At 56.5% G+C, this 21,326-nt stretch carries 14 protein-coding genes and 5 tRNA genes; all 19 read left to right on the top strand.

Annotated elements, in window-relative coordinates:
- The first annotated feature begins 56 nt into the window (after window positions 1–56).
- Window positions 57–2,072, top strand: a complete 2,016-nt coding sequence (aprA, locus tag GF1_RS11685) for an adenylyl-sulfate reductase subunit alpha (protein ID WP_267926732.1) — start codon at window positions 57–59, stop codon at window positions 2,070–2,072.
- A 169-nt stretch (window positions 2,073–2,241) separates the two neighbouring features.
- Window positions 2,242–3,495, top strand: a complete 1,254-nt coding sequence (locus GF1_RS11680; protein WP_267926731.1) for a CoB--CoM heterodisulfide reductase iron-sulfur subunit A family protein — start codon at window positions 2,242–2,244, stop codon at window positions 3,493–3,495.
- Window positions 3,496–3,506: 11 nt separating this feature from the next.
- The gene (locus tag GF1_RS11675; RefSeq protein WP_267926730.1) at window positions 3,507–5,768 is read left to right on the top strand and encodes a hydrogenase iron-sulfur subunit; all 2,262 of its coding nucleotides are present in this window, start codon (window positions 3,507–3,509) and stop codon (window positions 5,766–5,768) included.
- A gap of 135 nt (window positions 5,769–5,903) precedes the next feature.
- On the top strand, window positions 5,904–7,109 hold the full coding sequence (qmoC, locus tag GF1_RS11670; RefSeq protein WP_267926729.1) for a quinone-interacting membrane-bound oxidoreductase complex subunit QmoC: 1,206 nt from the start codon (window positions 5,904–5,906) through the stop codon (window positions 7,107–7,109).
- Window positions 7,110–7,352: 243 nt separating this feature from the next.
- Window positions 7,353–7,428: transfer RNA gene (locus tag GF1_RS11665), tRNA-Thr, on the top strand.
- Window positions 7,429–7,448: 20 nt separating this feature from the next.
- Window positions 7,449–7,532, top strand: a tRNA-Tyr gene (locus tag GF1_RS11660).
- Between the two features lie 64 nt (window positions 7,533–7,596).
- A tRNA-Gly gene (locus tag GF1_RS11655) sits at window positions 7,597–7,672 on the top strand.
- Between the two features lie 53 nt (window positions 7,673–7,725).
- Window positions 7,726–7,800: transfer RNA gene (locus GF1_RS11650), tRNA-Thr, on the top strand.
- Between the two features lie 67 nt (window positions 7,801–7,867).
- Complete coding sequence (tuf, locus tag GF1_RS11645; protein WP_267926716.1) at window positions 7,868–9,058, top strand: elongation factor Tu; 1,191 nt, start codon at window positions 7,868–7,870, stop codon at window positions 9,056–9,058.
- A gap of 100 nt (window positions 9,059–9,158) precedes the next feature.
- Window positions 9,159–9,308, top strand: coding sequence for a 50S ribosomal protein L33 (gene rpmG, locus GF1_RS11640; RefSeq protein WP_267926728.1), 150 nt, complete (start codon window positions 9,159–9,161; stop codon window positions 9,306–9,308).
- Window positions 9,309–9,417: 109 nt separating this feature from the next.
- Window positions 9,418–9,494 (top strand) — tRNA-Trp (locus GF1_RS11635).
- Between the two features lie 114 nt (window positions 9,495–9,608).
- Window positions 9,609–9,812 (top strand): preprotein translocase subunit SecE, encoded by a 204-nt coding sequence (gene secE / locus GF1_RS11630; protein WP_267926727.1) that lies wholly within the window; start codon window positions 9,609–9,611, stop codon window positions 9,810–9,812.
- 26 nt (window positions 9,813–9,838) lie between these two features.
- Window positions 9,839–10,369 (top strand): transcription termination/antitermination protein NusG, encoded by a 531-nt coding sequence (gene nusG, locus GF1_RS11625; RefSeq protein ID WP_267926726.1) that lies wholly within the window; start codon window positions 9,839–9,841, stop codon window positions 10,367–10,369.
- Between the two features lie 32 nt (window positions 10,370–10,401).
- On the top strand, window positions 10,402–10,827 hold the full coding sequence (rplK, locus tag GF1_RS11620) for a 50S ribosomal protein L11 (protein WP_267926725.1): 426 nt from the start codon (window positions 10,402–10,404) through the stop codon (window positions 10,825–10,827).
- A gap of 73 nt (window positions 10,828–10,900) precedes the next feature.
- Window positions 10,901–11,611: a 50S ribosomal protein L1 gene (gene rplA, locus GF1_RS11615; RefSeq protein WP_267926724.1), complete on the top strand. Its 711-nt coding sequence runs from the start codon at window positions 10,901–10,903 to the stop codon at window positions 11,609–11,611.
- Between the two features lie 244 nt (window positions 11,612–11,855).
- Complete coding sequence (gene rplJ, locus GF1_RS11610; protein ID WP_267926723.1) at window positions 11,856–12,374, top strand: 50S ribosomal protein L10; 519 nt, start codon at window positions 11,856–11,858, stop codon at window positions 12,372–12,374.
- 34 nt (window positions 12,375–12,408) lie between these two features.
- On the top strand, window positions 12,409–12,798 hold the full coding sequence (gene rplL, locus GF1_RS11605) for a 50S ribosomal protein L7/L12 (RefSeq protein ID WP_267926722.1): 390 nt from the start codon (window positions 12,409–12,411) through the stop codon (window positions 12,796–12,798).
- 209 nt (window positions 12,799–13,007) lie between these two features.
- Window positions 13,008–17,081, top strand: a complete 4,074-nt coding sequence (gene rpoB, locus GF1_RS11600; RefSeq protein ID WP_267926721.1) for a DNA-directed RNA polymerase subunit beta — start codon at window positions 13,008–13,010, stop codon at window positions 17,079–17,081.
- 132 nt (window positions 17,082–17,213) lie between these two features.
- Window positions 17,214–21,284, top strand: a complete 4,071-nt coding sequence (rpoC, locus tag GF1_RS11595; RefSeq protein ID WP_267926720.1) for a DNA-directed RNA polymerase subunit beta' — start codon at window positions 17,214–17,216, stop codon at window positions 21,282–21,284.
- The last annotated feature ends 42 nt before the right edge of the window (window positions 21,285–21,326 follow it).

Below are 21,326 nucleotides of genomic sequence, written 5' to 3'. Positions count from 1 at the left end.
GTAATTGAATACCTGTAAAAATTCTATTCTGAATATCTATTAGAGGAGATAGAAATATGGCATTACCGAATAAGCCGAAAGGCGAGCTGCCCGCCGTAGTGGATCCTGAAGTTGTAGAGCATGAGTGTGATGTTCTTATCGTTGGTGGTGGTATGGCCGCCTGTGGTACCGCTTTCGAAATCAAGAAGTGGGCCCCCGAGGATATGAAGATCATTCTGGTAGACAAGGCTGCTCTCGAGCGGTCTGGTGCTGTTGCCCAGGGTCTGTCCGCTATCAACACCTACATCGGCGAGAACGCCATCGAAGACTATGTCAAGATGGTACGTAACGACCTGATGGGTGTTGTTCGTGAGGACCTGATCTACGATCTCGGCCGTCACGTTGACGAGTCTGTCAAGCTGTTCGAGGAGTGGGGTCTGCCCATCTGGAAGAAAGCTGAGGACGGATCCAACCTGGACGGCGCCAAGCCTGCTCCTTCCCTGCGTGAGGGTGGTACCCCGGTACGTACCGGTAAGTGGCAGATCATGATCAACGGTGAGTCCTACAAGTGCATCGTGGCCGAGCCGGCCAAGACCGCCCTTGGTGAGGAGAACATCATGGAGCGTGTCTTCATCGTGAAGATGCTGCTCGACAAGAACCGCGAGAACACCATCGCCGGTGCTGTCGGCTTCTCCACCCGTGAGAACAAAGTACATGTCTTCAAGTGCAAGACTGCTCTGGTAGCCTGCGGTGGCGCTGTAAACATCTTCCGTCCGCGGTCCACCGGTGAAGGTAAGGGTCGTGCATGGTACCCGGTTTGGAATGCTGGTTCCACCTACACCATGTGTGCTCAGGTAGGTGCTACCCTGACCATGATGGAAAACCGCTTCACCCCGTCCCGCTTCAAGGATGGTTACGGACCGGTTGGTGCATGGTTCCTGCTGTTCAAGGCCAAGGTATCCAACGGTCTGGGCGAGTTCTACGCTGGTTCCGATGCAGCCAAGGAAGAGCTCAAGAAGTACATGCCGTACGGTGAGTCCGCTGTTACCCCGACCTGCCTGCGTAACCACCTGATGCTCAATGAGCTGAAGGCTGGTCGTGGTCCGATCTACATGGCTACCGACGTAGCTCTGAACGCCTTCCTTGACGAAGCCCGCGCTGCCGGCAAATCCGAGAAGGAAGTCAAGAAGCTCTGGAAGCATCTCGAGTCCGAGGCCTGGGAAGACTTCCTCGATATGTCCGTTGGTCAGGCTGGTCTGTGGGCCGGTATGAACATCGAGCCCGAGAAGGTTGGTTCCGAGATCATGCCGACCGAGCCGTACATGCTCGGTTCTCATTCCGGCTGCTGCGGCATCTGGACCTCCGGCCCGAACGAAGACTGGGTTCCGGATGTAGATGGTCCGCGTTCGCATCAGTACAAGTGGGGCTACAACCGTATGACCACGGTTAATGGCCTGTTCACCGCCGGTGACGGTGTTGGCGCTTCCGGTCATAAGTTCTCCTCCGGTTCCCATGCCGAGGGTCGTATCGTTGCCAAGCAGATGGTTAAGTACTGCCGCGATAACGCCGACTTTACTCCGGAGCTGGCCCAGACCGCTCAGGAGCTGGCCGATGAGATTTACGCACCGGTCAAGCGGTACCACGAGTTCGTTGGCGCTTCCACCCATGCCGACGTCAACCCGAACTACTGCAAGCCTGCCGGCCTCATGATGCGCCTGATGAAGGCCACCGATGAGTACGGTGGTGGTGTAGCTACCTACTACATGACCTCCGGCAAGCTGCTCGGCATCTGCATGGATCTGCTCGAAATGCTGCGTGAGGACGCAGAGAAGATGGCTGCCGGCGACCTGCATGAGCTCATGCGTGCCTGGGAGAACTACCATCGTATCTGGTGTGTTGAGGCTCATATCCGTCACATCCAGTTCCGTGAGGAATCCCGTTATCCGGGCTTCTACTATCGGTCCGACTTCCCGACCTGCGATGATGAGAACTGGCGTTGCTTCGTCAACTCCACTTATGATCCCAAGGCCGGTGAGTGGAAGTGCGAGAAGGTTGAGTGCATCAACATCATCGAGACCGATCCGTGGCTGTAATTAATCAGTCATACTGATCTGTTAGAGAGAATCTCCAGGCCCGATTGGGCCTGGAGATTTTTCATATACGCGGCAGCTTTTTGTTTGCGTTGGCCGGAAGGAGTGAAACTTCCTGTCAATGGAGCCAGAAATCACCTTTCATCAATACCAGCAGTTATGGAGGATTGGCATGAGTGACACTGCAGGAACTGGTGCGGTACTGGTTGTGGGCGGCGGAATAAGTGGCCTGACGGCCGCTCTGGAAGCTGCGGAGGTCGGTAATGATGTTATTCTTATCGATAAGAATCCGTACTTCGGAGGGCGTGTAGCCCAGCTCAATCAGTATTTCCCCAAACTTTGTCCCCCTACGTGTGGTCTGGAGATCAACTTCAAGCGGGTCAAGGACAACCGGAGAATCAAACCCTACACCATGACCACAGTCAAATCGGTCAGCGGTGGCCCGGGCAACTACGAAGTAACGCTGGAGACCGCTCCGCGTTACGTCAACTCGAACTGCACAGCCTGTGGCGACTGCGCCGAGGTGTGTACGGACGAGATCGACAATGCCTTCAACTTCGGCATGGACAAGACCAAGGCGATCTTCCTGCCTCATGAGATGGCGTTTCCGCGCCGTTATGTCCTGGCCAAGGATGCCTGCTCGCCCGAGTGTCTTGAGGCGATCAAGGGTGCCTGTAAGTACAATGCCATTGATCTGGACATGCAGCCGGAGACCTTTACCGTCACCGTGGGCTCCATTGTCTGGGCAACTGGCTGGAATCCCTACGATGCCACCAAGATGGACAACCTCAAGTTCGGTCAGTCCAGTGCCATTATCACCAACATGATGATGGAGCGGATGGCGGCTCCCAACGGGCCCACCGGCGGCAAGATCGTTCGTCCCGGTGACGACAAGGAACCCGAGTCCATCGCCTTTGTTCAGTGTGCCGGCTCCCGTGATGAGAACCATCTCGAGTATTGCTCCTATATCTGCTGCATGGCTACCTTCAAGCAGATGACGTATATCCGCGAGCGGTATCCCGAAGCCAAGATCTATGTGTTCTACATTGATCTCCGTACTCCCGGAAAGTATGAGAAGTTTCGCGAGAAGCTCATGGCCGATGAAAATGCCCAGTTTATCAAGGGCAAGGTTGCCGATATCATTCCCGAGGATGACGGTGGCGTAACCGTTGTGGCTGAAAATGCCGTGAGCGGTGCCAAGATCCAGCAGAAAGTTGACCTCTGTGTGCTGGCGACCGGCATGCAGCCGGCGCTTGGCGAACAGGGCAAGGCACTGGGCGTCAACATGGACGGTAACGGATTTGTTGTTTCCGAGCCTGACAAGGGAATGATTGCTGCCGGCTGTGCCAAGTCAGCTGCTGATGTGTACACCTGTGGTCAGTCATCTACTGCAGCAGCTCTCAAAGCAATTCAGATCGGACGGTAGGAGGAAGGTCAATGGATAAAGTATATGGAGCATATCTCTGTACAGGTTGTGGTATCGGCGATGTCCTTGACGTCGACGGACTCAAGGAGGCGGCCTCTGAGACAGGTATCGAGATGGTCGACCATGGCTGTCTGTGCGGCGCCGAAGGTCGGGCACTGATCGAGAAGGATATTGCCGACAAGGGCGTGAACACCGTTGTTGTCTGTGCCTGTTCGCCCCGGGTCATGCAGAAGGAGTTCACTTTCGGTGATGAAATCATTACCGTTCGTGCCAACCTGCGTGAGCAGGTGGCCTGGACCGCCGGTGAGCCCGAAGAAGGTGAAGAGGCTGCAGAAGGAGTAGACGAGTTTCTGCAGGAAATGGGTGAGGACTATGTCCGCATGGCCGTCACCCGGGCCCAGAAAACCGAGTTGCCTGAACCGTACAAACCTGAAACCCTGGTAAAAAAGGTTCTGGTAATGGGTGGTGGTATCGCTGGTCTGACCGCTGCCCTGGAAGCTTCCAAGATGGGCTACGAGGCCACCATCGTCGAGAAAGAGGCAGAGCTTGGTGGCAAGGCTCGTGGCTGGCGGAAGCAGTTCCCCACCGCGTACCCCTACAGTGAACTTGAGAATCCCACCATTGACCAGCTGATTGCTGCAGTGGAAGCGGATCCCAATATTACTGTCAAGACCTCCACCGAGGTCGCCCGTATAGGTGGCGCTCCCGGGGATTTCAACGTCACCCTCAAGCCCGCCGGTACCAAGACCGAGTGGGATGCCCCTGCCAAGGTCGGTGTGGATGAGCAGGACCTGATCGACAAGGGTGAGATGGAAGATCCTAACGCCGGGCTCAAACCGTATACCGAGAGGAATCCCGACGGCGAGACCTTTGGTGCGGTTATCCTGGCGACAGGATGGCGTCCGGCAGATGTCTCCGAGTATGAGCATCTCGGCTACGGAAAACTCAGCAACGTGGTCACCAATGCCGAGTTTGAAAAACTGGCCAAGCAGGGCAAGGTCCCGGCCAGGGTTGCCTTCATTCAGAGCCCTGGCGGGGCTGATAATGACAAGGATTTTCCGTACTGTAACTCTGTAACATCCATGGTTGCATTGAAGCAGGCAAAGTATGTTCGCGAGGACAATCCTGACGGACAGGCTTTTATCCTGTATCAGCACATGCGGACTCCGGGCCATACCGAGCTGTTCTACAAGAACATGCAGCAGGATGACGGAATTTTCCTGACCAAGGCAGCTGTCACCCAGGTGGAAGAAGGCAACAACGGGCTGGTGGTCAAGGCTCAGGATACCCTGCTGGGCGAGGATCTGGATCTCGAGGTGGACATGGTCGTTCTGGCTGCCGGTATGGTTCCCACAACCGTGGACGAGCCCACCATCAACCTGGCCTATCGTCAGGGTCCGGCCTTCCTGGATCTGGAGCTCTTTGACGGCTATGCCGATTCACACTTCATCTGCTTCCCTTACGAGACCCGCCGGACCGGTATCTACACCTGCGGTGGCGTGCGTAAGGCTGAAACCATGGAAGAGACCATCGACGACGCCACCGGCGCCGCGCTCAAGGCCATCCAGGCTATCGAGTGCGCGGACCGTGGTGTTGCCGTTCATCCCCGGTCCGGTGACAAGACCTATCCGGACTTTTTCTTCCAGCGCTGTACCCAGTGTAAGCGGTGCACTGAGGAGTGTCCGTTCGGTGCCCTGGACGATGATGAGAAGGGTACCCCGCTGCCCAACCCGACCCGCTGCCGTCGCTGCGGTACCTGTATGGGCGCGTGTCCCGAGCGTATCATCGGCTTTGCCGACTACAACATCGATCTCATCGGATCCATGGTCAAGGCGGTCGAGGTTCCGGAAGACGATGACGACAAACTGCGTATCATCGCCTTTGTCTGCGAGAACGATGCGTACCCGGCCCTCGATATGTCGGGCATGCATCGCAACAAGCTCAACCGGCTTATCCGCTTCATCCCGGTTCGCTGCCTCGGTTCGGTCAACATGGCCTGGATCAAGGACGCCCTGTCCTCCGGTATGGACGGTGCCATTCTCCTTGGCTGCAAGTGGGGCGATGATTACCAGTGCCACTTCGTCAAGGGCTCTGAGATTGCCAACCGCCGGATGGAAAACATCGGTGAAACCCTTGGAACCCTTGGTCTCGAGCCAGAGCGTTGTGCGGTACGGCAGATTGCCATTTCCGATTACGACAAGCTCCCCGAACTCCTGGAGGAGTTTGTTGAGGAGATCATGGAGCTTGGTCCGAACCCGTTCAAGGGCTTCTAACCTCACTGTCGTGTAGAACCGGTTGCCATCCGGGCCAATTCATGGTACCGGATGGCAACGTTTGGAATTTTCTGGTATAGAACCTTTGTTGCGCTATACAAGTAACAGTTTTCATGACAGGAGGAGAAAATGTCTATGAACGTGCAACCCGATCTCGATTTTATCAAGGACATGAAGAGTGCGGGTGGTGACACTTTGAAAAAGTGTTTCCAGTGCGCAACCTGCTCTGTTGTCTGCCCGCTCTCTTCCGATGACAATCCCTTTCCCAGGCGTGAAATGGTATTTGCCCAGTGGGGTCTGAAAGACAAGCTCATTGGCGATCCCAACGTCCTGCTCTGCCATCAGTGTGGTGACTGTACCGCCTATTGTCCGCGGGGTGCCAAGCCCGGTGACGTGCTCGGTGCCATCCGGGCCTATATGTACAAGTATTTCGGCTGGCCGTCCGGGCTGGCGAAGCTGGCAAGCTCCGGCAAGAATCTGCCCATTCTCATCGGCATTCCGGCCGTGGTCGTCTTCGTCATGTGGCTCATCTCCGGCGGCATGCACATCCCGTCTGCCGAACAGTTCGCCCATGCCGGCTACGGACATTTCTTCGGTCACTGGGAATGGCGCTACCTGGCAAAGAATGTTCTCTTCATTGACCTGATCATGCTTCCTGCCGCCGGTCTGGCCCTGTATGCTTCGTACAAGGGTGTGACCAACATGTGGAAAAAGATGGAAGAGTATTCCGGTGTCGGTGAGGCCCTGTACCGTCCGTCCGTACCGCAGTTTATCAAGGAATTCCTCTGGCCTTCGGTTCAGGAGATCATCCAGCACAACCGTTTCCGTGAGTGCAAGGCCAACTATGACCGGGTTCGCGGCCATCTGCCGCTCCTGCTCTCCTTCCTGGCCCTGTTCTTTGTCACGGCCTACTCCGCCTTTGTTCAGGACGTGCTTGGCATAATCTGGCCGCAGCTGCATGGTCCCATGTCCATGTGGAATCCGGTCAAGATCCTGGCCAATGTCGCCGCCATCGCTCTCATCGTCGGTATCGGTATCCTGTGGGGCAACCGGAGCCAGATGGAAGCCGATGGGCAGGCTTCCCGGACCTTCTATGACTGGTTCCTGATCTGGATGATCATGGGTGTGGGCGTTACCGGCCTGGCTGCTGAAATTTTCCGGCTGATCGGGCTGGCATCCATCGGTTATGTGACCTACTACCTGCACCTGGTATCTGTCATGATGCTGTTCATGTACATGCCCTATACCAAGTTCGCCCATCTGGTTTACCGGACCTTTGCCATGGCTTTTGAGCGCTATCGCGAATCGGCCTATGTGAAGAATCCACTGAACGACGACTGAGAAGTCGGCTGCACAGGATTGCTGAAAAGCCGGGGGCCTCTGCCTCCGGCTTTTCTGTTTCCAGAGCAGGATGTCCATTGGCGCAGTTCCAGGCCCATGGCTGGATGAACTCCTCCTGACTCACCTGGACAAGGTCCTGAACCCGGAGTCCCGGTACCAGAGATTCAGGTGGTAAAAAAAACACTTTGAATGAAAAAAAAGATTGCTTTTCAGAAAAGAGAGGGTATATTTGCAGGGTTCAACGCTGGCGTAGCTCAATTGGCAGAGCAGCTGATTTGTAATCAGCAGGTTGCGGGTTCGAGTCCCATCGCCAGCTCCAGATAGTAGAAGACGATATGTGGAGGGGTTCCCGAGCGGCCAAAGGGAACAGACTGTAAATCTGTCGGCGAAGCCTTCGGAGGTTCGAATCCTCCCCCTCCACCATGATGGTGTTGACAGCCCTCGGGTCTGTCTGAATATATCGCTCCACGTTATTCGCAAGTTTCGGGCGGGAATAGCTCAATTGGTAGAGCATCAGCCTTCCAAGCTGAGGGTTGCGAGTTCGAGACTCGTTTCCCGCTCCATTTATCTCCGGATAACGACGGGGCTTTGTTGTATTTGTAAAATCTGTAGGCGAGCCCACGTAACTCAGTGGTAGAGTACCTCCTTGGTAAGGAGGAAGTCACCGGTTCAAGTCCGGTCGTGGGCTCCAGCTTTCAGCCGGTTTGTTTTGCTGCTATCGGCTGTGACATCGAACATTTGTCTGAGGAGACACTGAGATGGCTAAGGAAAAATTTGAGCGGACAAAGCCGCATGTCAACGTGGGCACGATCGGTCACATCGATCACGGCAAGACAACCCTGACCGCTGCAATCACCCGCGTGCTCGCCACCAAGGGTCAGGCAGAGTTCACCGATTTTGGTGAGATCGACAAGGCGCCCGAAGAGAAAGAGCGTGGTATCACCATTGCGACCGCCCATGTCGAGTATGAGACCGACAAGCGGCATTATGCCCATGTGGACTGCCCGGGCCATGCCGATTATATCAAGAACATGATCACCGGTGCGGCGCAGATGGACGGCGCCATCCTGGTGGTTGGAGCCGACGACGGTCCCATGCCCCAGACCCGTGAGCACATCCTGCTGGCGCGCCAGGTAGGTGTTCCTGCCATTGTCGTCTTTCTGAACAAGTGCGACATGGTTGACGACGAGGAGCTTATCGAGCTGGTCGAGATGGAGCTGCGCGAGCTGCTGGACAAGTATGACTTCCCTGGCGACGACATTCCGATCATCCATGGATCCGCTCTGCAGGCTCTGGAGAATCCGGAAGATCCCGAGAAGTCCAAGTGTATCTGGGAGCTGATGGAGGCCATTGACAACTACGTGCCGGAACCGGAGCGTGACGTTGACAAGCCCTTCCTTATGCCTGTGGAGGACGTTTTCTCCATCTCCGGTCGTGGTACAGTGGCCACCGGTCGTGTCGAGCGTGGAGTGATCCATGTTGGCGACGAGGTGGAGATTGTCGGAATTCGTCCGACCCAGAAGACCACGGTAACCGGTGTGGAGATGTTCCGGAAGCTGCTTGACGAGGGTCAGGCAGGTGATAACATCGGCGCCCTGCTGCGTGGTGTGAAGCGTGACGAGGTTGAGCGCGGCCAGGTACTTGCCGCCCCGGGCTCGATCACTCCGCACAAGAAATTCAAGGCTGAGGCCTACATTCTGACCAAGGAAGAGGGTGGTCGTCACACCCCGTTCTTCAACGGCTATCGCCCGCAGTTCTACTTCCGGACCACGGATGTAACCGGTGTTGTAACGCTTGAGGACGGAGTTGAGATGGTTATGCCCGGTGACAACGTGCACATTACAGCGGAGCTGATCACCCCGATTGCAATGGAAGAGGGACTTCGTTTTGCAATCCGTGAAGGTGGTCGTACCGTAGGTGCCGGCGTGGTCAGCGAAATTATCGAGTAATTCCTGACAGCGGCAACTGTCCGCCACCAGGTATGAGCGGTTTTTAAAGAATACTCAGCAGGCTCCGGCCTGCTGAGTATTATATATCGGGGCCAGAGCAATGAGAGATATTATCACGCTTGCCTGCACGGAGTGCAAGCGGCGCAACTATTCCACGACCAAGAACAAGCGTACCATTCCCCATAAGCTGGAGTTGAAGAAGTACTGTCCGTTCTGTCGTTCGCATACACTGCACAGGGAAACCAAGTAGTTTCTTCAGGGCTGCCTTTGGCGGCGCTGACAGGGCAGGGCGCAAGGTGTGCTGCCCTGTCAGCGCCGGCAGCGATGCGACGCCCGTAATACTTGATACATATTTGCGCAGGCCAGTAGCTCTAATTGGTAGAGCATCGGACTCCAAATCCGAGGGCTGGGGGTTCGAGTCCCTCCTGGCCTGCCATCTTTTTTTTTAACTGCCTGGAAGGTGCAGCCAGGAAATCGGATTATTATGGCAAGCAAGAAAAAAGGTCGCAGCAATAAAAGCCGACAGGTGGTTCAGGCTGAATCTGCTGAAATGAAAAAAACCTCTTTCTCGCCGGCGGCTGTCAGGGAATTTCTCCTTGAGGTGCAGGCCGAGTTCAAGAAGGTTGTCTGGCCTGATAAAAAGGTCACCGCTGGTCTGACCGGCTTTGTCATTGTTCTGGTTATCGTCATATCCATGTATCTTGGTTCCGTGGACCTTCTTCTTGGTAAGCTTGTCTCCATGGTTCTTCGATAGGCTGCCGTATCGCACAGGCTGATTCAATGGCAAAACACTGGTACATAGTTCATACCCATACGGGGTATGAAGACAAGGTCAAGGCCACCCTGGAGGAGCGTATTCGCTCGGCCGGTCTTGAAGAGTATTTCGGCGAGATTCTGGTCCCCACCGAGCAGGTGGTCGAAATGGTCAAGGGTGCCCGCAAGACATCGTCAAGAAAGTTCTTTCCGGGTTATATCCTGGTGCAGATGGAACTCAATGACCAGACCTGGCACATCGTTCACGATACACCGCGCATCTCCGGTTTTGTTGGCGACAATCTGAACCCAATGCCTCTGATGGAAGAAGAGGCCAACAAGATCATCGGACGCATCAAGGAAGGGGCCACCAAGCCCAAGCCCAAGGTTGTTTTCGAGGTGGGCGACGTGATCCGGGTCACCGACGGGCCCTTTGCCAACTTCCAGGGCGTTATCGACGAGGTTTATCCGGACAAGGGACGGGTCAGGGTCATGGTTTCCATCTTTGGCCGCGAAACTCCGGTTGAGCTCGAATATATACAAGTCAGCAAAAATTAGGCTCCAGCCCTGTTTGCTTGGAGGAGTAACCAATGGCAAAAAAAGTTCAATCCTATATCAAACTGCAGATTCCCGCCGGCAAGGCCAATCCGTCTCCGCCCGTAGGACCTGCTCTTGGCCAGCATGGTGTCAATATCATGGACTTCTGCAAGGCATTCAATGCCAAGACACAGTCCATGGGCGATACCATCGTTCCGGTTGTTATTACAGTCTACAACGACCGGTCCTTCAGTTTCATAACCAAAACCCCGCCCGCCTCCGTCCTGTTGCTCAAGGCGGCTGGCGTGAGCAAGGGCTCGTCCAATCCGAAAAAGGATCGTGTGGCCGAGCTTGGTCGCGATGCCATTCGCGAGATTGCCGAGACCAAGATGCCGGATCTCAATGCCTATGACATCGAGCATGCCATGCGCATTATCGAGGGCACAGCGCGTTCCTGCGGAATTACTGTAATCGACTGACAGGCCGTCGGTCACTTCGTTAACACCTGCCGTTGTACCCGGACGGCCAGGGAGAACCGAGAAGGGTGAAAAAATGCCGAAACACGGAAAGAAATATAGAAAAGCCGTAGAGCAGATCGACTCGACCAGGCTGTATGAGCTGGCCGAGGCCCTGGATCTCGCTCTCAAGACCAAGTTTGCCAATTTTGATGAATCCCTGGATATTGCTGTCCGGCTCGGGGTCGATCCCCGGCATGCCGATCAGATGGTGCGTTCCAGTGTCATGCTGCCCCACGGTACTGGTAAGGAGGTGCGTGTCCTGGTGTTTGCCAAAGGGGAAAAAGAAATCGAGGCCCGGGAAGCCGGAGCCGATTACGCCGGCTCCGATGATCTGGTTGCCAAGATCAAGGAAGGCTGGCTCGAATTTGACAAAACCATTGCCACCCCAGACATGATGGGGGAAGTGGGAAAAATAGGCCGGATTCTCGGACCGCGGAACCTGATGCCCAACGCCAAGCTCGGCACGGTCACCTTTGATGTGGCCCGGGTTGTCCAGGAGGTCAAGAAGGGTAAGGTTGACTTCCGGGTCGACAAGGCCGGCGTCGTACATGCTCCCATGGGCAAGGCCTCTTTCGGGGTCGACAAGTTAGTAGATAATATTGTCGCATTCATCGACAAGATTATTCAGCTCAAACCATCCTCCAGCAAGGGTATCTATCTGAAGAGTATTGCCGTATCGACCACCATGGGTCCAGGTATCAAGGTGGATCCTCTCCAGGTCAGGTCCCTGCTCAAAAAGGCATGATCCGATCCAGTTCGGATCACGATGTCCCATTGTATCTGCTGAGGATTTTACCATAGCTTAATCAAATTATTCATTAACCTGGGAAGGTCAGAGACAGCAGGCACGAGCGTTTAATTATCCAGCCCACCGGATAACCTGCCGAGACCGAATACCGGAACGCGCACCTTTTTGTTTCGGAATACGTCTTCATTCCTCAACCCTGCTCTACTGTATCGTCCCGCGACAATCCAAGGAGGTGTAACAGTTGAATCGCGATAAAAAGGCCACAAAGGTCAGCGAGCTTCAGGAGACCTTTAGCAAGGCCAAGTTCGCGGTGGTGACTGATTACCGCGGACTTAAAGTCACGGAACTGGAAAAGCTGCGTCGCGCATTGCGGGAGCAGAATGCCCAGATCAGGGTGTCGAAAAACACGCTGCTGCGGATTGCTGTCAAGGGGACCGAGTATGAAGGACTCACCGAGTTCTTTACCGGTACCACGGCAGTTGCTGTCGCCTTCGAAGATCCGGTCGGGTCTGCCAAGGCCCTGACGGAATTCGCCAAGGAGTACGATAACCTCAAGATCCGGTCCGCTGCCCTCGAAGGCAGCGTTCTGAACGCCGAGGATGTACTGGCCCTGTCCAAACTGCCAGGCAAGGACGAACTCCGCGCCATGCTGCTTGGAACCATGGCCGCAGTGCCCACCGGCTTTGTCCGTGTACTCAATGGCGTACCGCAGAAGCTTGTTTATGCCCTGCAGGCAATTAAAGAGCAGAAAGAAAACTGATAATTGAAGTCCAATCCTATCAGGAGGAATACCAATGGCTGTAACCAAAGAAGACGTAATCGAGTTTATTTCCAATATGTCCGTTCTCGAGCTCTCCGAGCTGATCAAGGAGCTTGAGGACAAGTTCGGCGTATCCGCCGCCGCCCCTGTTGCCGTAGCTGCCGTAGGCGCTGCTGGTGATGCTGGTGGAGACGGAGGAGCCGCAGAGGAAAAGACCGAGTTTGATGCCATTCTGACCGCTGCCGGCGATCAGAAGATCAAGGTTATCAAAGAGGTCCGTGCTATCACTTCGCTTGGCCTGAAAGAGGCCAAGGCCCTGGTTGAGGGTGCACCGGCACCGATCAAAGAGGGTGTAACCAAAGAAGAAGCCGAAGAGATCAAGGAAAAGATCGAGGCTGTCGGCGGTTCCGTGGAGATCAAATAGCACAGCTCCATGCCGTTGTAAGCCCGGCTTCGCCGGGCTGGCTATACGACATAAACAAGGTAACGCTACGGGGGTAAACCCTTGTAGCGTTCCTGCGTTTGTGGGCAGGGAGAAGTCAACAGGTTGGATGGTGTCATATATCAGGCTGAATTTGTGTGTTTTATGTATGTGACATCTTCTGAATTTCGCGGATTGTTTCGAGGGAGACCATGGACAGAGTACGAAAAAGTTTTGCCAAGACACGGCAGATAATGGAGCCCCCGCATCTGATTGCCATGCAGAGACACTCGTACGAGCGTTTTCTGCAGCGGGATATCCATCCCGATGAGCGGGAAGATTTCGGGCTGCAGGCAATTTTCAAGAACATTTTCCCGATCACCGATTTCAACGGGCTCTGTTCGCTTGAGTTTGTCCGGTACAGTTTCGGAGAAGCCAAGTATACGGTCGAGGAATGTATTGAGCGCGGCATGACATATGAAGTGCCGGTTAAGATCACCGTTCGGCTGATCACCTTTGATGTGGATGAGGAAACCGGGGTCCAGTCGGTGCGCGACATCAAGGAGCAGGAGGTTTTCCTCGGCTCCCTGCCGCTCATGACCAAGGACGGCGTGTTTGTGGTCAACGGTACCGAGCGTGTGGTTGTCAACCAGCTCCAGCGGTCTCCGGGCCTGTTCTATACCCATGACAACGGCAAGTCGCACAGCTCCGGCAAGCGGCTCTACTCGGCCCGGATCATCCCGGTGCGCGGATCCTGGCTCGACTTCGAGTTTGACATCAAGGATGTCCTTTACGTCCGGATCGACCGGCGGCGCAAGCTCCCTGTCACCACCCTGCTCAAGGCCCTGGGCTACACCTCGGAGCAGCTCCTGCGTGAGTTTTATGATGTCGACACCGTCCTGGTCGAACAGGGAAAATATGCCCTGGTCTTCAAGCCGGAAACCTTCATCGGTCAGCGGCTCAACCGGGATCTTGTCGATCCGGAAACCGGCGAGGTTATGGGCAAGAAAGGTCGCAAGATCTCCAAGGCTCTGGCTAAACGTATTGCCAAGGCGGGCATCGAGACCATCGAGATCGATCCCGAGGATCTCCTCGGCCGCTACCTGGTTGCCGACATCGCTGATCCGAAAACCGGGGATCTCATCGGTCGCTGCAATGACGAAGTGACCGAGTCCATGCTCGAGGCCATCGAGAAGGCCGGTATCAAGAGTTTCGAACTTCTGTTCATTGACGGTGTCAAGGTAACCGAGTCGTTCCGCAAGACCCTGGCCATGGACAAGGTCCAGGACACCGAGCAGGCCCAGATTGAGATTTATCGTCGACTGCGGCCTTCCAGTCCGCCGACCCCCGAGGTAGCGGCCACCTTTTTTGAAAACCTCTTTTTCAATCCGTCCACCTATGATCTGTCCGAGGTGGGTCGGTACAAGATCAACTCCAAGCTCGGCCTCGACACCCCAATCGAGACCCGGACCCTGACCCGGGAAGACATTGTCAAGAGTGTCAAGCACCTGGTCCGGATCAAGGACGAGCTCAAGGAGGGGGATGACATCGATCATCTCGGCAACCGGAGGGTCCGGACCGTGGGTGAACTGGTGGAGAACCAGTATCGCATGGGCCTGGTGCGCATGGAGCGGGCCATTCGCGAACGGATGACTCTCCAGGAGGTGGAAACCCTGATGCCGCACGACCTGGTGAATCCCAAGCCGGTCACCTCGGCCATCAAGGAGTTCTTCGGCACCTCCCAGCTCTCCCAGTTCATGGATCAGACCAATCCACTCTCCGAGGTCACCCACAAGCGCCGTTTGTCCGCTCTTGGACCCGGTGGTCTCTCCCGGGAGCGGGCCGGTTTCGAGGTCCGCGACGTTCATCCGACCCATTACGGTCGTATCTGCCCGGTTGAGACCCCTGAAGGACCGAACATCGGCCTGATTGTTTCCCTGGCAACCTATGCCCGGGTCAACCCGTACGGGTTCATAGAGACGCCGTACCGGAACGTGACCGAGCGCAAGGTCACCAACGAGGTCAAATATCTCTCGGCTTTGCAGGAACAGGATGAGGTCATCGCCCCGGCCCGGGTTACCATAGAGAACGATACTCTGGTCGAGGACTCGCTGATTGCCCGTCAGGAAGGTGAGGTGGTCATGGTCTCGGCCGATCAGGTGACCAAGATGGATGTGGCTCCGAACCAGCTGGTTTCGGTGGCCGCCTCCCTTATCCCCTTTCTCGAAAACGATGACGCCAACCGGGCGCTCATGGGCTCAAACATGCAGCGCCAGGCCGTGCCTCTGCTGAAACCGGCCGCCCCCCTGGTGGGGACCGGCATGGAGCGGCACGTGGCCCAGGATTCCGGAGCCTGTCTGCTGGCCGAGGGCGATGGGGTGGTGGAAGAGGTCGACGCCACCCGGGTCGTGGTCCGCTACGACGAGCCTGGCACCGGAGGCTTCGAGACCGGAGTGGCGGTGTATCGGCTGTCCAAGTACAAGAAGTCCAACCAGAACACCTGTTTCAACCAGAAGCCCCTGGTCATGCCCGGCCAGCGGGTGACCCGCGGGACGGTGCTTGCGGATGGACCGTCCACCGAGCAGGGAGAGCTTGCGCTCGGAAAGAACGTGACCATCGCTTTCATGCCCTGGCGCGGCTACAACTTTGAGGACTCCATTCTCATCAACGAGCGGCTTCTCAAGGAAGATACCTTTACTTCGGTCCATATCGAGATTTTTGAGACCATGGCCCGGGACACCAAGCTGGGCAAAGAGGAGATCACCCGCGATATCCCCAACGTCGGCGAGGAGGCCCTGCGTAATCTTGATGATTCCGGTATCATTCGCATCGGTGCCGAAGTAAAGGCCGGCGACATGCTGGTGGGCAAGGTGACCCCCAAGGGTGAGACCATGCTTTCGCCCGAGGAAAAGCTCCTGCGGGCCATTTTTGGTGAAAAGGCCGGGGACGTCAAGGACTCCTCCCTCCGGGTGCCGCCCGGGGTGGAAGGCGTAGTGATCGACGCCAAGGTTTTTTCCCGCAAGGGAGTGGACAAGGATGAGCGGACGCTGATGATCGAGGAGCGCGAGATCGAAAACCTTAACCGCGACATGGAAGATGAGCTCAAGAGTCTGAAAAAAGGCGTGCGCAAAGCCCTGGAAGAGATCCTCACCGGCCGGACCGTCAAGACCGACATCAAAGACAGGAAGGGGCGGGTTATCCTCAAGCTTGGCAAGAAACTGACCCCCAAGGTGATCGAGCAGATCGAATTCGCCAAGCTTGCCACTCTGGACTTTTCCGAGCGCAGTAAATACGAGGATGAGATCGCTGCGGTCTTCAGCCGGTACAACACCCAGGCCAAGCTGGTCCGTGAGCGGTACCAGGGCATAGTCGAGCGCATGGAAAAAGGCGACGACCTGCCTCCTGGTGTGGTCAAGATGGTCAAAATCTACGTGGCCACCAAGCGCAAGCTCGCCGTGGGCGACAAGATGGCCGGTCGACACGGTAACAAGGGTGTTGTCTCCCGGCTGCTGCCAGAGGAGGACATGCCGTTTTTCGCCGATGGCACCACGGTGGACATCGTTCTCAACCCCCTGGGTGTACCCTCCCGTATGAATGTGGGCCAGGTTCTGGAATGTCATCTCGGCTTTGCGGCCAAGAAGCTTGGCGAGCAGATTGCCGAGTTGGCGCAGAAGGCTGAGGTCGACGCGGTCAAGGAACGGCTCAGGAAGGTCTACTCGGAAGAGGAATACCGTCAGCTCACCGACGGACTGAGCGACGAGGAGCTCCTGGACAAGGCCCGGAAATATGGTCACGGGATCCATGTGGCCACCCCGGTGTTCGACGGTGCCTCCGAGGAGGCCATTCGTAACTATCTGGTAGAGGCCGGAGTGGACGAGGTGGGCCAGTCCGTGCTCTATGACGGCCTGACCGGTGAGCCTTTTGCCAACAAGGTTACGGTCGGCACCATGTATATGCTCAAACTGCATCATCTGGTCGATAACAAGATCCATGCCCGGTCCACCGGACCCTATTCCCTGGTCACCCAGCAGCCGCTCGGTGGTAAGGCACAGTTCGGTGGCCAGCGTCTCGGTGAGATGGAGGTCTGGGCCATGGAGGCCTACGGCGCCGCCTACACCCTCAAGGAATTCCTCACCGTCAAGTCCGATGATGTCGAGGGCCGGACAACCATGTACGAAAAGATTGTCAAGGGCAACAACTTCCTTGAGACCGGTCTGCCTGAATCGTTCCACGTCCTGGTCAAGGAGCTCAAGGGGCTCTGTCTGGATGTGGAACTGCTCGAGTAGGTCGCAGGTCCTGTGTCGTACAGGTGGTAGGAGACAGGCGAAAGCAAGTCAGCATTTCGTCAGGCTGGAGCCATTCACCGGGGAACCAGGGGTGAAGGTATTCAGCTTGCAACTCTTTTAAGGGTGATATTAGTGGAAGATCTGTTCAGTTTTTTTCAAAAGCCAAAAGGTCCCGTCAGCTTCAACAAGGTCAAGATCTCGCTTGCCTCGCCGGAGAAGATCCGCGAGTGGTCCCATGGCGAAGTCAAGAAACCAGAGACCATCAACTACCGTACCTTCAAACCGGAACGCGACGGCCTGTTCTGTGCCAAGATCTTCGGACCGGTCAAGGATTACGAGTGTAACTGCGGCAAGTACAAGCGGATGAAGCACCGCGGCGTGGTCTGCGAGAAGTGCGGTGTTGAAGTCATCCAGTCCAAGGTGCGCCGGGAACGGCTCGGTCACATCGAACTGGCTGCTCCTGTGGCCCATATATGGTTCTTGAAAAGCCTGCCATCCAAGATCGGGGCGATCCTGGATATGACCCTGAAGCAGCTGGAGCGGATTCTCTATTTCGAATCCTATGCGGTGGTGGAGTCCAAGGTCGAGGCGCTCTCGGTGGGCCAGTTGCTCAACGAGGAAAAATACCGGGCTTTTCTTGAAGAGTATCCGGGCCAGTTCCGGGTCGGTATCGGGGCCGAGGCTATCCGCGAGATGCTGGCGGCGCTCGATCTGCAGAAGCTCTCCGAGGAACTGCGAGAGGAGATGAAGACCACAGGCTCCGCCACCAAGCGGACCAAGCTTGGCAAACGGCTCCATGTGGTCGAGGCCTTCCGCGATTCGGGCAACCGTCCCGAGTGGATGATCCTGGAGGTTATTCCGGTGCTGCCGCCGGACCTGCGTCCGCTGGTACCCCTGGAGGGTGGCCGGTTTGCCACCTCGGATCTCAACGATCTCTACCGCCGGGTTATCAACCGCAACAACCGGCTCAAGCGTCTGCTGGAGCTGGATGCTCCGGATATCATCATCCGCAATGAAAAACGGATGCTCCAGGAAGCGGTGGATGTCCTCTTTGACAACGGCCGGCGCGGCCGGACCATCACCGGTCCCAACAAGCGTCCGCTGAAATCGCTCTCCGACATGCTCAAGGGCAAGCAGGGCCGCTTCCGGCAGAATCTGCTCGGTAAGCGGGTCGATTACTCGGGTCGTTCGGTCATCGTCGTCGGCCCACATCTGCGATTGCACCAGTGCGGATTGCCGAAGAAGATGGCGCTGGAGCTGTTCAAGCCCTTTATCTATAACAAGCTTGAAACCCTGGGATACGTCACCACCATTAAGAGTGCCCGGAAGATGGTGGAAAAGGGGTCCAAGGAAGTATGGGATGTTCTCGATGAGATCGTCCGCGAATATCCGGTCATTCTCAACCGGGCTCCTACCCTTCATCGCCTCGGTATGCAGGCCTTTGAGGTTGTGCTGGTGGAGGGTAAGGCCATCCAGCTCCATCCGCTGGTCTGCGTAGCCTTCAATGCCGACTTTGACGGCGACCAGATGGCCGTCCATGTGCCGCTTTCCGTCGAGGCCCAGGTGGAGTCGCGGGTCCTGATGATGTCCACCAACAACATCCTCTCGCCCGCCAACGGCGGTCCCATCATTATTCCGACCCAGGATATCGTTCTTGGTCTCTATTACATGACCCGGGAACGCTACGGCGTTGTCGGCGAGGGCTCCATGTTCGGCTCGGTAGCCGAGGCCCGCATGGCCTACGATCATGGGGCGGCCGATCTCCAGGCCAGGGTGAAGGTCCGGATCGACGGCAAGATGGTGGACACCACCATCGGTCGTATCCTGGTCAGCGAACTGCTGCCTGAGTCGATCCCCTTTTCCCTGGTCAACAAGGAGCTGTCGAAAAAGGAGCTGGCCTTCCTCATCGACTACACCTACCGTCACGCCGGTACCAAGGACACGGTTATCCTCGCAGACCGGCTCAAGGATCTTGGCTACGAATACGCCACCCGGGCCGGTATCTCCATCTGCATCAACGACATGAAGATTCCGGTCAAGAAGGAAGATTTTGTCGAAGAGTCCGAGCGGGCCGCGGCCGAGGTCGAGCAGCAGTACTCCGATGGTCTGATCACCGACGGTGAGAAGTACAACAAGATCGTCGATATCTGGTCCAAGGCCACCGACAGGATCACCAAGGAGATGATGGATGAGATGGCGGTGGAATATGTCCAGGATTCCGAGGGCAAGGTCCGGGAGATCAAGAGTTTCAACTCGGTCTTCATCATGGCTGATTCCGGTGCCCGTGGTTCCAAGGACCAGATTCGCCAGCTGGCCGGTATGCGTGGTCTGATGGCCAAGCCTTCCGGCGAGATCATCGAGACCCCGATCAAGGCCAACTTCCGGGAAGGTCTTAATGTCCTGGAGTACTTCATCTCTACCCACGGAGCCCGGAAAGGTCTGGCCGACACGGCGCTCAAGACTGCTAACTCCGGGTACCTTACCAGGCGGTTGGTGGATGTGGCCCAGGATTCCACCATCGTTGAGAAGGACTGCGGTACCATGCGCGGTATGCTGGCCGAACCACTCATAGAGGGTGGCGAGGTCATCGTCCGCATTGGCGATCGTATCCTCGGCCGGGTGGCCCTGGAAGATGTGGTGGATCCCTATTCAGGGGAGATCCTGGTCGCTGCCGATGAAGAGATCACCGAGGAAAAGGTGGAGAAGATCGAGGCCGCCGGTGTGGACCAGGTGATGATCCGTTCGGTTCTGACCTGTGAATCCAAGCGCGGGGTCTGCGCCATGTGCTACGGTCGGGATCTGGGGCGTGGCCATATGGTCAATATTGGCGAGGCCGTGGGTATCATCGCCGCCCAGTCCATCGGTGAGCCCGGAACCCAGCTGACCATGCGGACCTTCCATATCGGTGGTACCGCCAGCCGGTCGGTGGAGCAGGCCGAGGTTCGCACCCAGCGGGGTGGCACGGTCAAGTACAAGAACCTGCACACGGTCACCAATGCCGAAGGCCTTGATGTAGTGATGAATCGCAATGCGGAGATCACTGTCCTTGACGACAAGGGTGTGGACCGTGAACGTTTTCCGGTGCCTTACGGCGCCGAGCTCAAGGTCAAGGACGGGGCCACGGTGGAGCCTGGAGCGGTTATTGCCGACTGGGATGCCTTTGCCATTCCCATTGTCGCCGAGGTTGGCGGCAAGATCAAGTACGGGGACGTGATCGAGGGCGAGACCATGCAGGAGCGGGTTGACCAGGTCACGGGCAAGGCCTCCAAGGTGATCACTTCGGCCACATCCTCGCGCCAGCTCAATCCGCGGATCACCATCAAGGATGAGCGCGGCCGGACCAAGAAGCTGCCCGGTGGCGATCTCCCGGCCCGTTATTCCCTGCCGGTGGGGTCGATCATCACGGTTGACGAAGGGGTGGAGATCACCCCGGGTACCATTGTTGCCAAGATCCCACGGGAAACCACCAAGACCAAGGACATCACCGGTGGTCTTCCCCGGGTCGCCGAGCTGTTCGAGGTCCGTAAGCCCAAGGAACAGGCCATCATCACCGAGATCGACGGTCGGGTCAGCTTCGGCAAGGACCTCAAGGGTAAGCGTCGGGTCATCGTCACCCCGGAAACCGGTGAACCCAAGGAGTATCTCATCCCCAAGGGCAAGCACATCACCGTCCATGAGGGAGACTATGTCAAGGCTGGTGAGCCGCTCATGGAAGGCTCCATCCTGCCCAACGATATTCTCCGGGTTCTGGGGGCCGAGGCCCTGGCCCGCTTTCTGGTCAACGAGATCCAGGAGGTCTACCGGCTCCAGGGTGTCCGGATCAATGACAAGCATATCGAGGTCATTGTCCGGCAGATGCTCAAGCGGGTAAAGATCACCGACCCCGGTGACTCCAGGTTCATGCTCGACGAGCAGGTGGAGTGGTGGAAGTTCCGGGAGGAAAACGAGCGGCTCATGGCCGAAGGAAGACAGCCGGCCTCGGCCGAACCGCTGCTTCTCGGCGTCACCAGGGCCTCGTTGTCCACCGATTCCTTCATCTCGGCTGCCTCGTTCCAGGAGACAACCAAGGTGCTGACCAATGCAGCCATGGCCGGCAAGGTCGATTACCTGACCGGGCTCAAGGAGAACGTGATCATGGGTCGGCTGATTTCCGCCGGTACCGGCCTGGAAAGGTACAGGCTGCGCAAGGAAGGAAAGAAGTAACGAACTTTCTGCTTGACACGGTCGGGAAGTTACGATATTATC

Source organism: Desulfolithobacter dissulfuricans (assembly GCF_025998535.1).
GTDB classification, from domain to species: Bacteria; Desulfobacterota; Desulfobulbia; order Desulfobulbales; family Desulfobulbaceae; genus Desulfolithobacter; species Desulfolithobacter dissulfuricans.
This window is presented reverse-complemented; position numbering and strand designations above follow the sequence as displayed.

What these genes read in the sequence shown, in the direction of transcription:
- aprA (WP_267926732.1), top strand. Translation starts at nt 57, where the DNA reads ATGGCATTACCGAATAAGCCGAAAGGCGAGCTGCCCGCCGTAGTGGAT.
- GF1_RS11680 (WP_267926731.1), top strand. Translation starts at nt 2,242, where the DNA reads ATGAGTGACACTGCAGGAACTGGTGCGGTACTGGTTGTGGGCGGCGGA.
- GF1_RS11675 (WP_267926730.1), top strand. Translation starts at nt 3,507, where the DNA reads ATGGATAAAGTATATGGAGCATATCTCTGTACAGGTTGTGGTATCGGC.
- qmoC (WP_267926729.1), top strand. Translation starts at nt 5,904, where the DNA reads ATGAACGTGCAACCCGATCTCGATTTTATCAAGGACATGAAGAGTGCG.
- tuf (WP_267926716.1), top strand. Translation starts at nt 7,868, where the DNA reads ATGGCTAAGGAAAAATTTGAGCGGACAAAGCCGCATGTCAACGTGGGC.
- rpmG (WP_267926728.1), top strand. Translation starts at nt 9,159, where the DNA reads ATGAGAGATATTATCACGCTTGCCTGCACGGAGTGCAAGCGGCGCAAC.
- secE (WP_267926727.1), top strand. Translation starts at nt 9,609, where the DNA reads ATGAAAAAAACCTCTTTCTCGCCGGCGGCTGTCAGGGAATTTCTCCTT.
- nusG (WP_267926726.1), top strand. Translation starts at nt 9,839, where the DNA reads ATGGCAAAACACTGGTACATAGTTCATACCCATACGGGGTATGAAGAC.
- rplK (WP_267926725.1), top strand. Translation starts at nt 10,402, where the DNA reads ATGGCAAAAAAAGTTCAATCCTATATCAAACTGCAGATTCCCGCCGGC.
- rplA (WP_267926724.1), top strand. Translation starts at nt 10,901, where the DNA reads ATGCCGAAACACGGAAAGAAATATAGAAAAGCCGTAGAGCAGATCGAC.
- rplL (WP_267926722.1), top strand. Translation starts at nt 12,409, where the DNA reads ATGGCTGTAACCAAAGAAGACGTAATCGAGTTTATTTCCAATATGTCC.
- rpoB (WP_267926721.1), top strand. Translation starts at nt 13,008, where the DNA reads ATGGACAGAGTACGAAAAAGTTTTGCCAAGACACGGCAGATAATGGAG.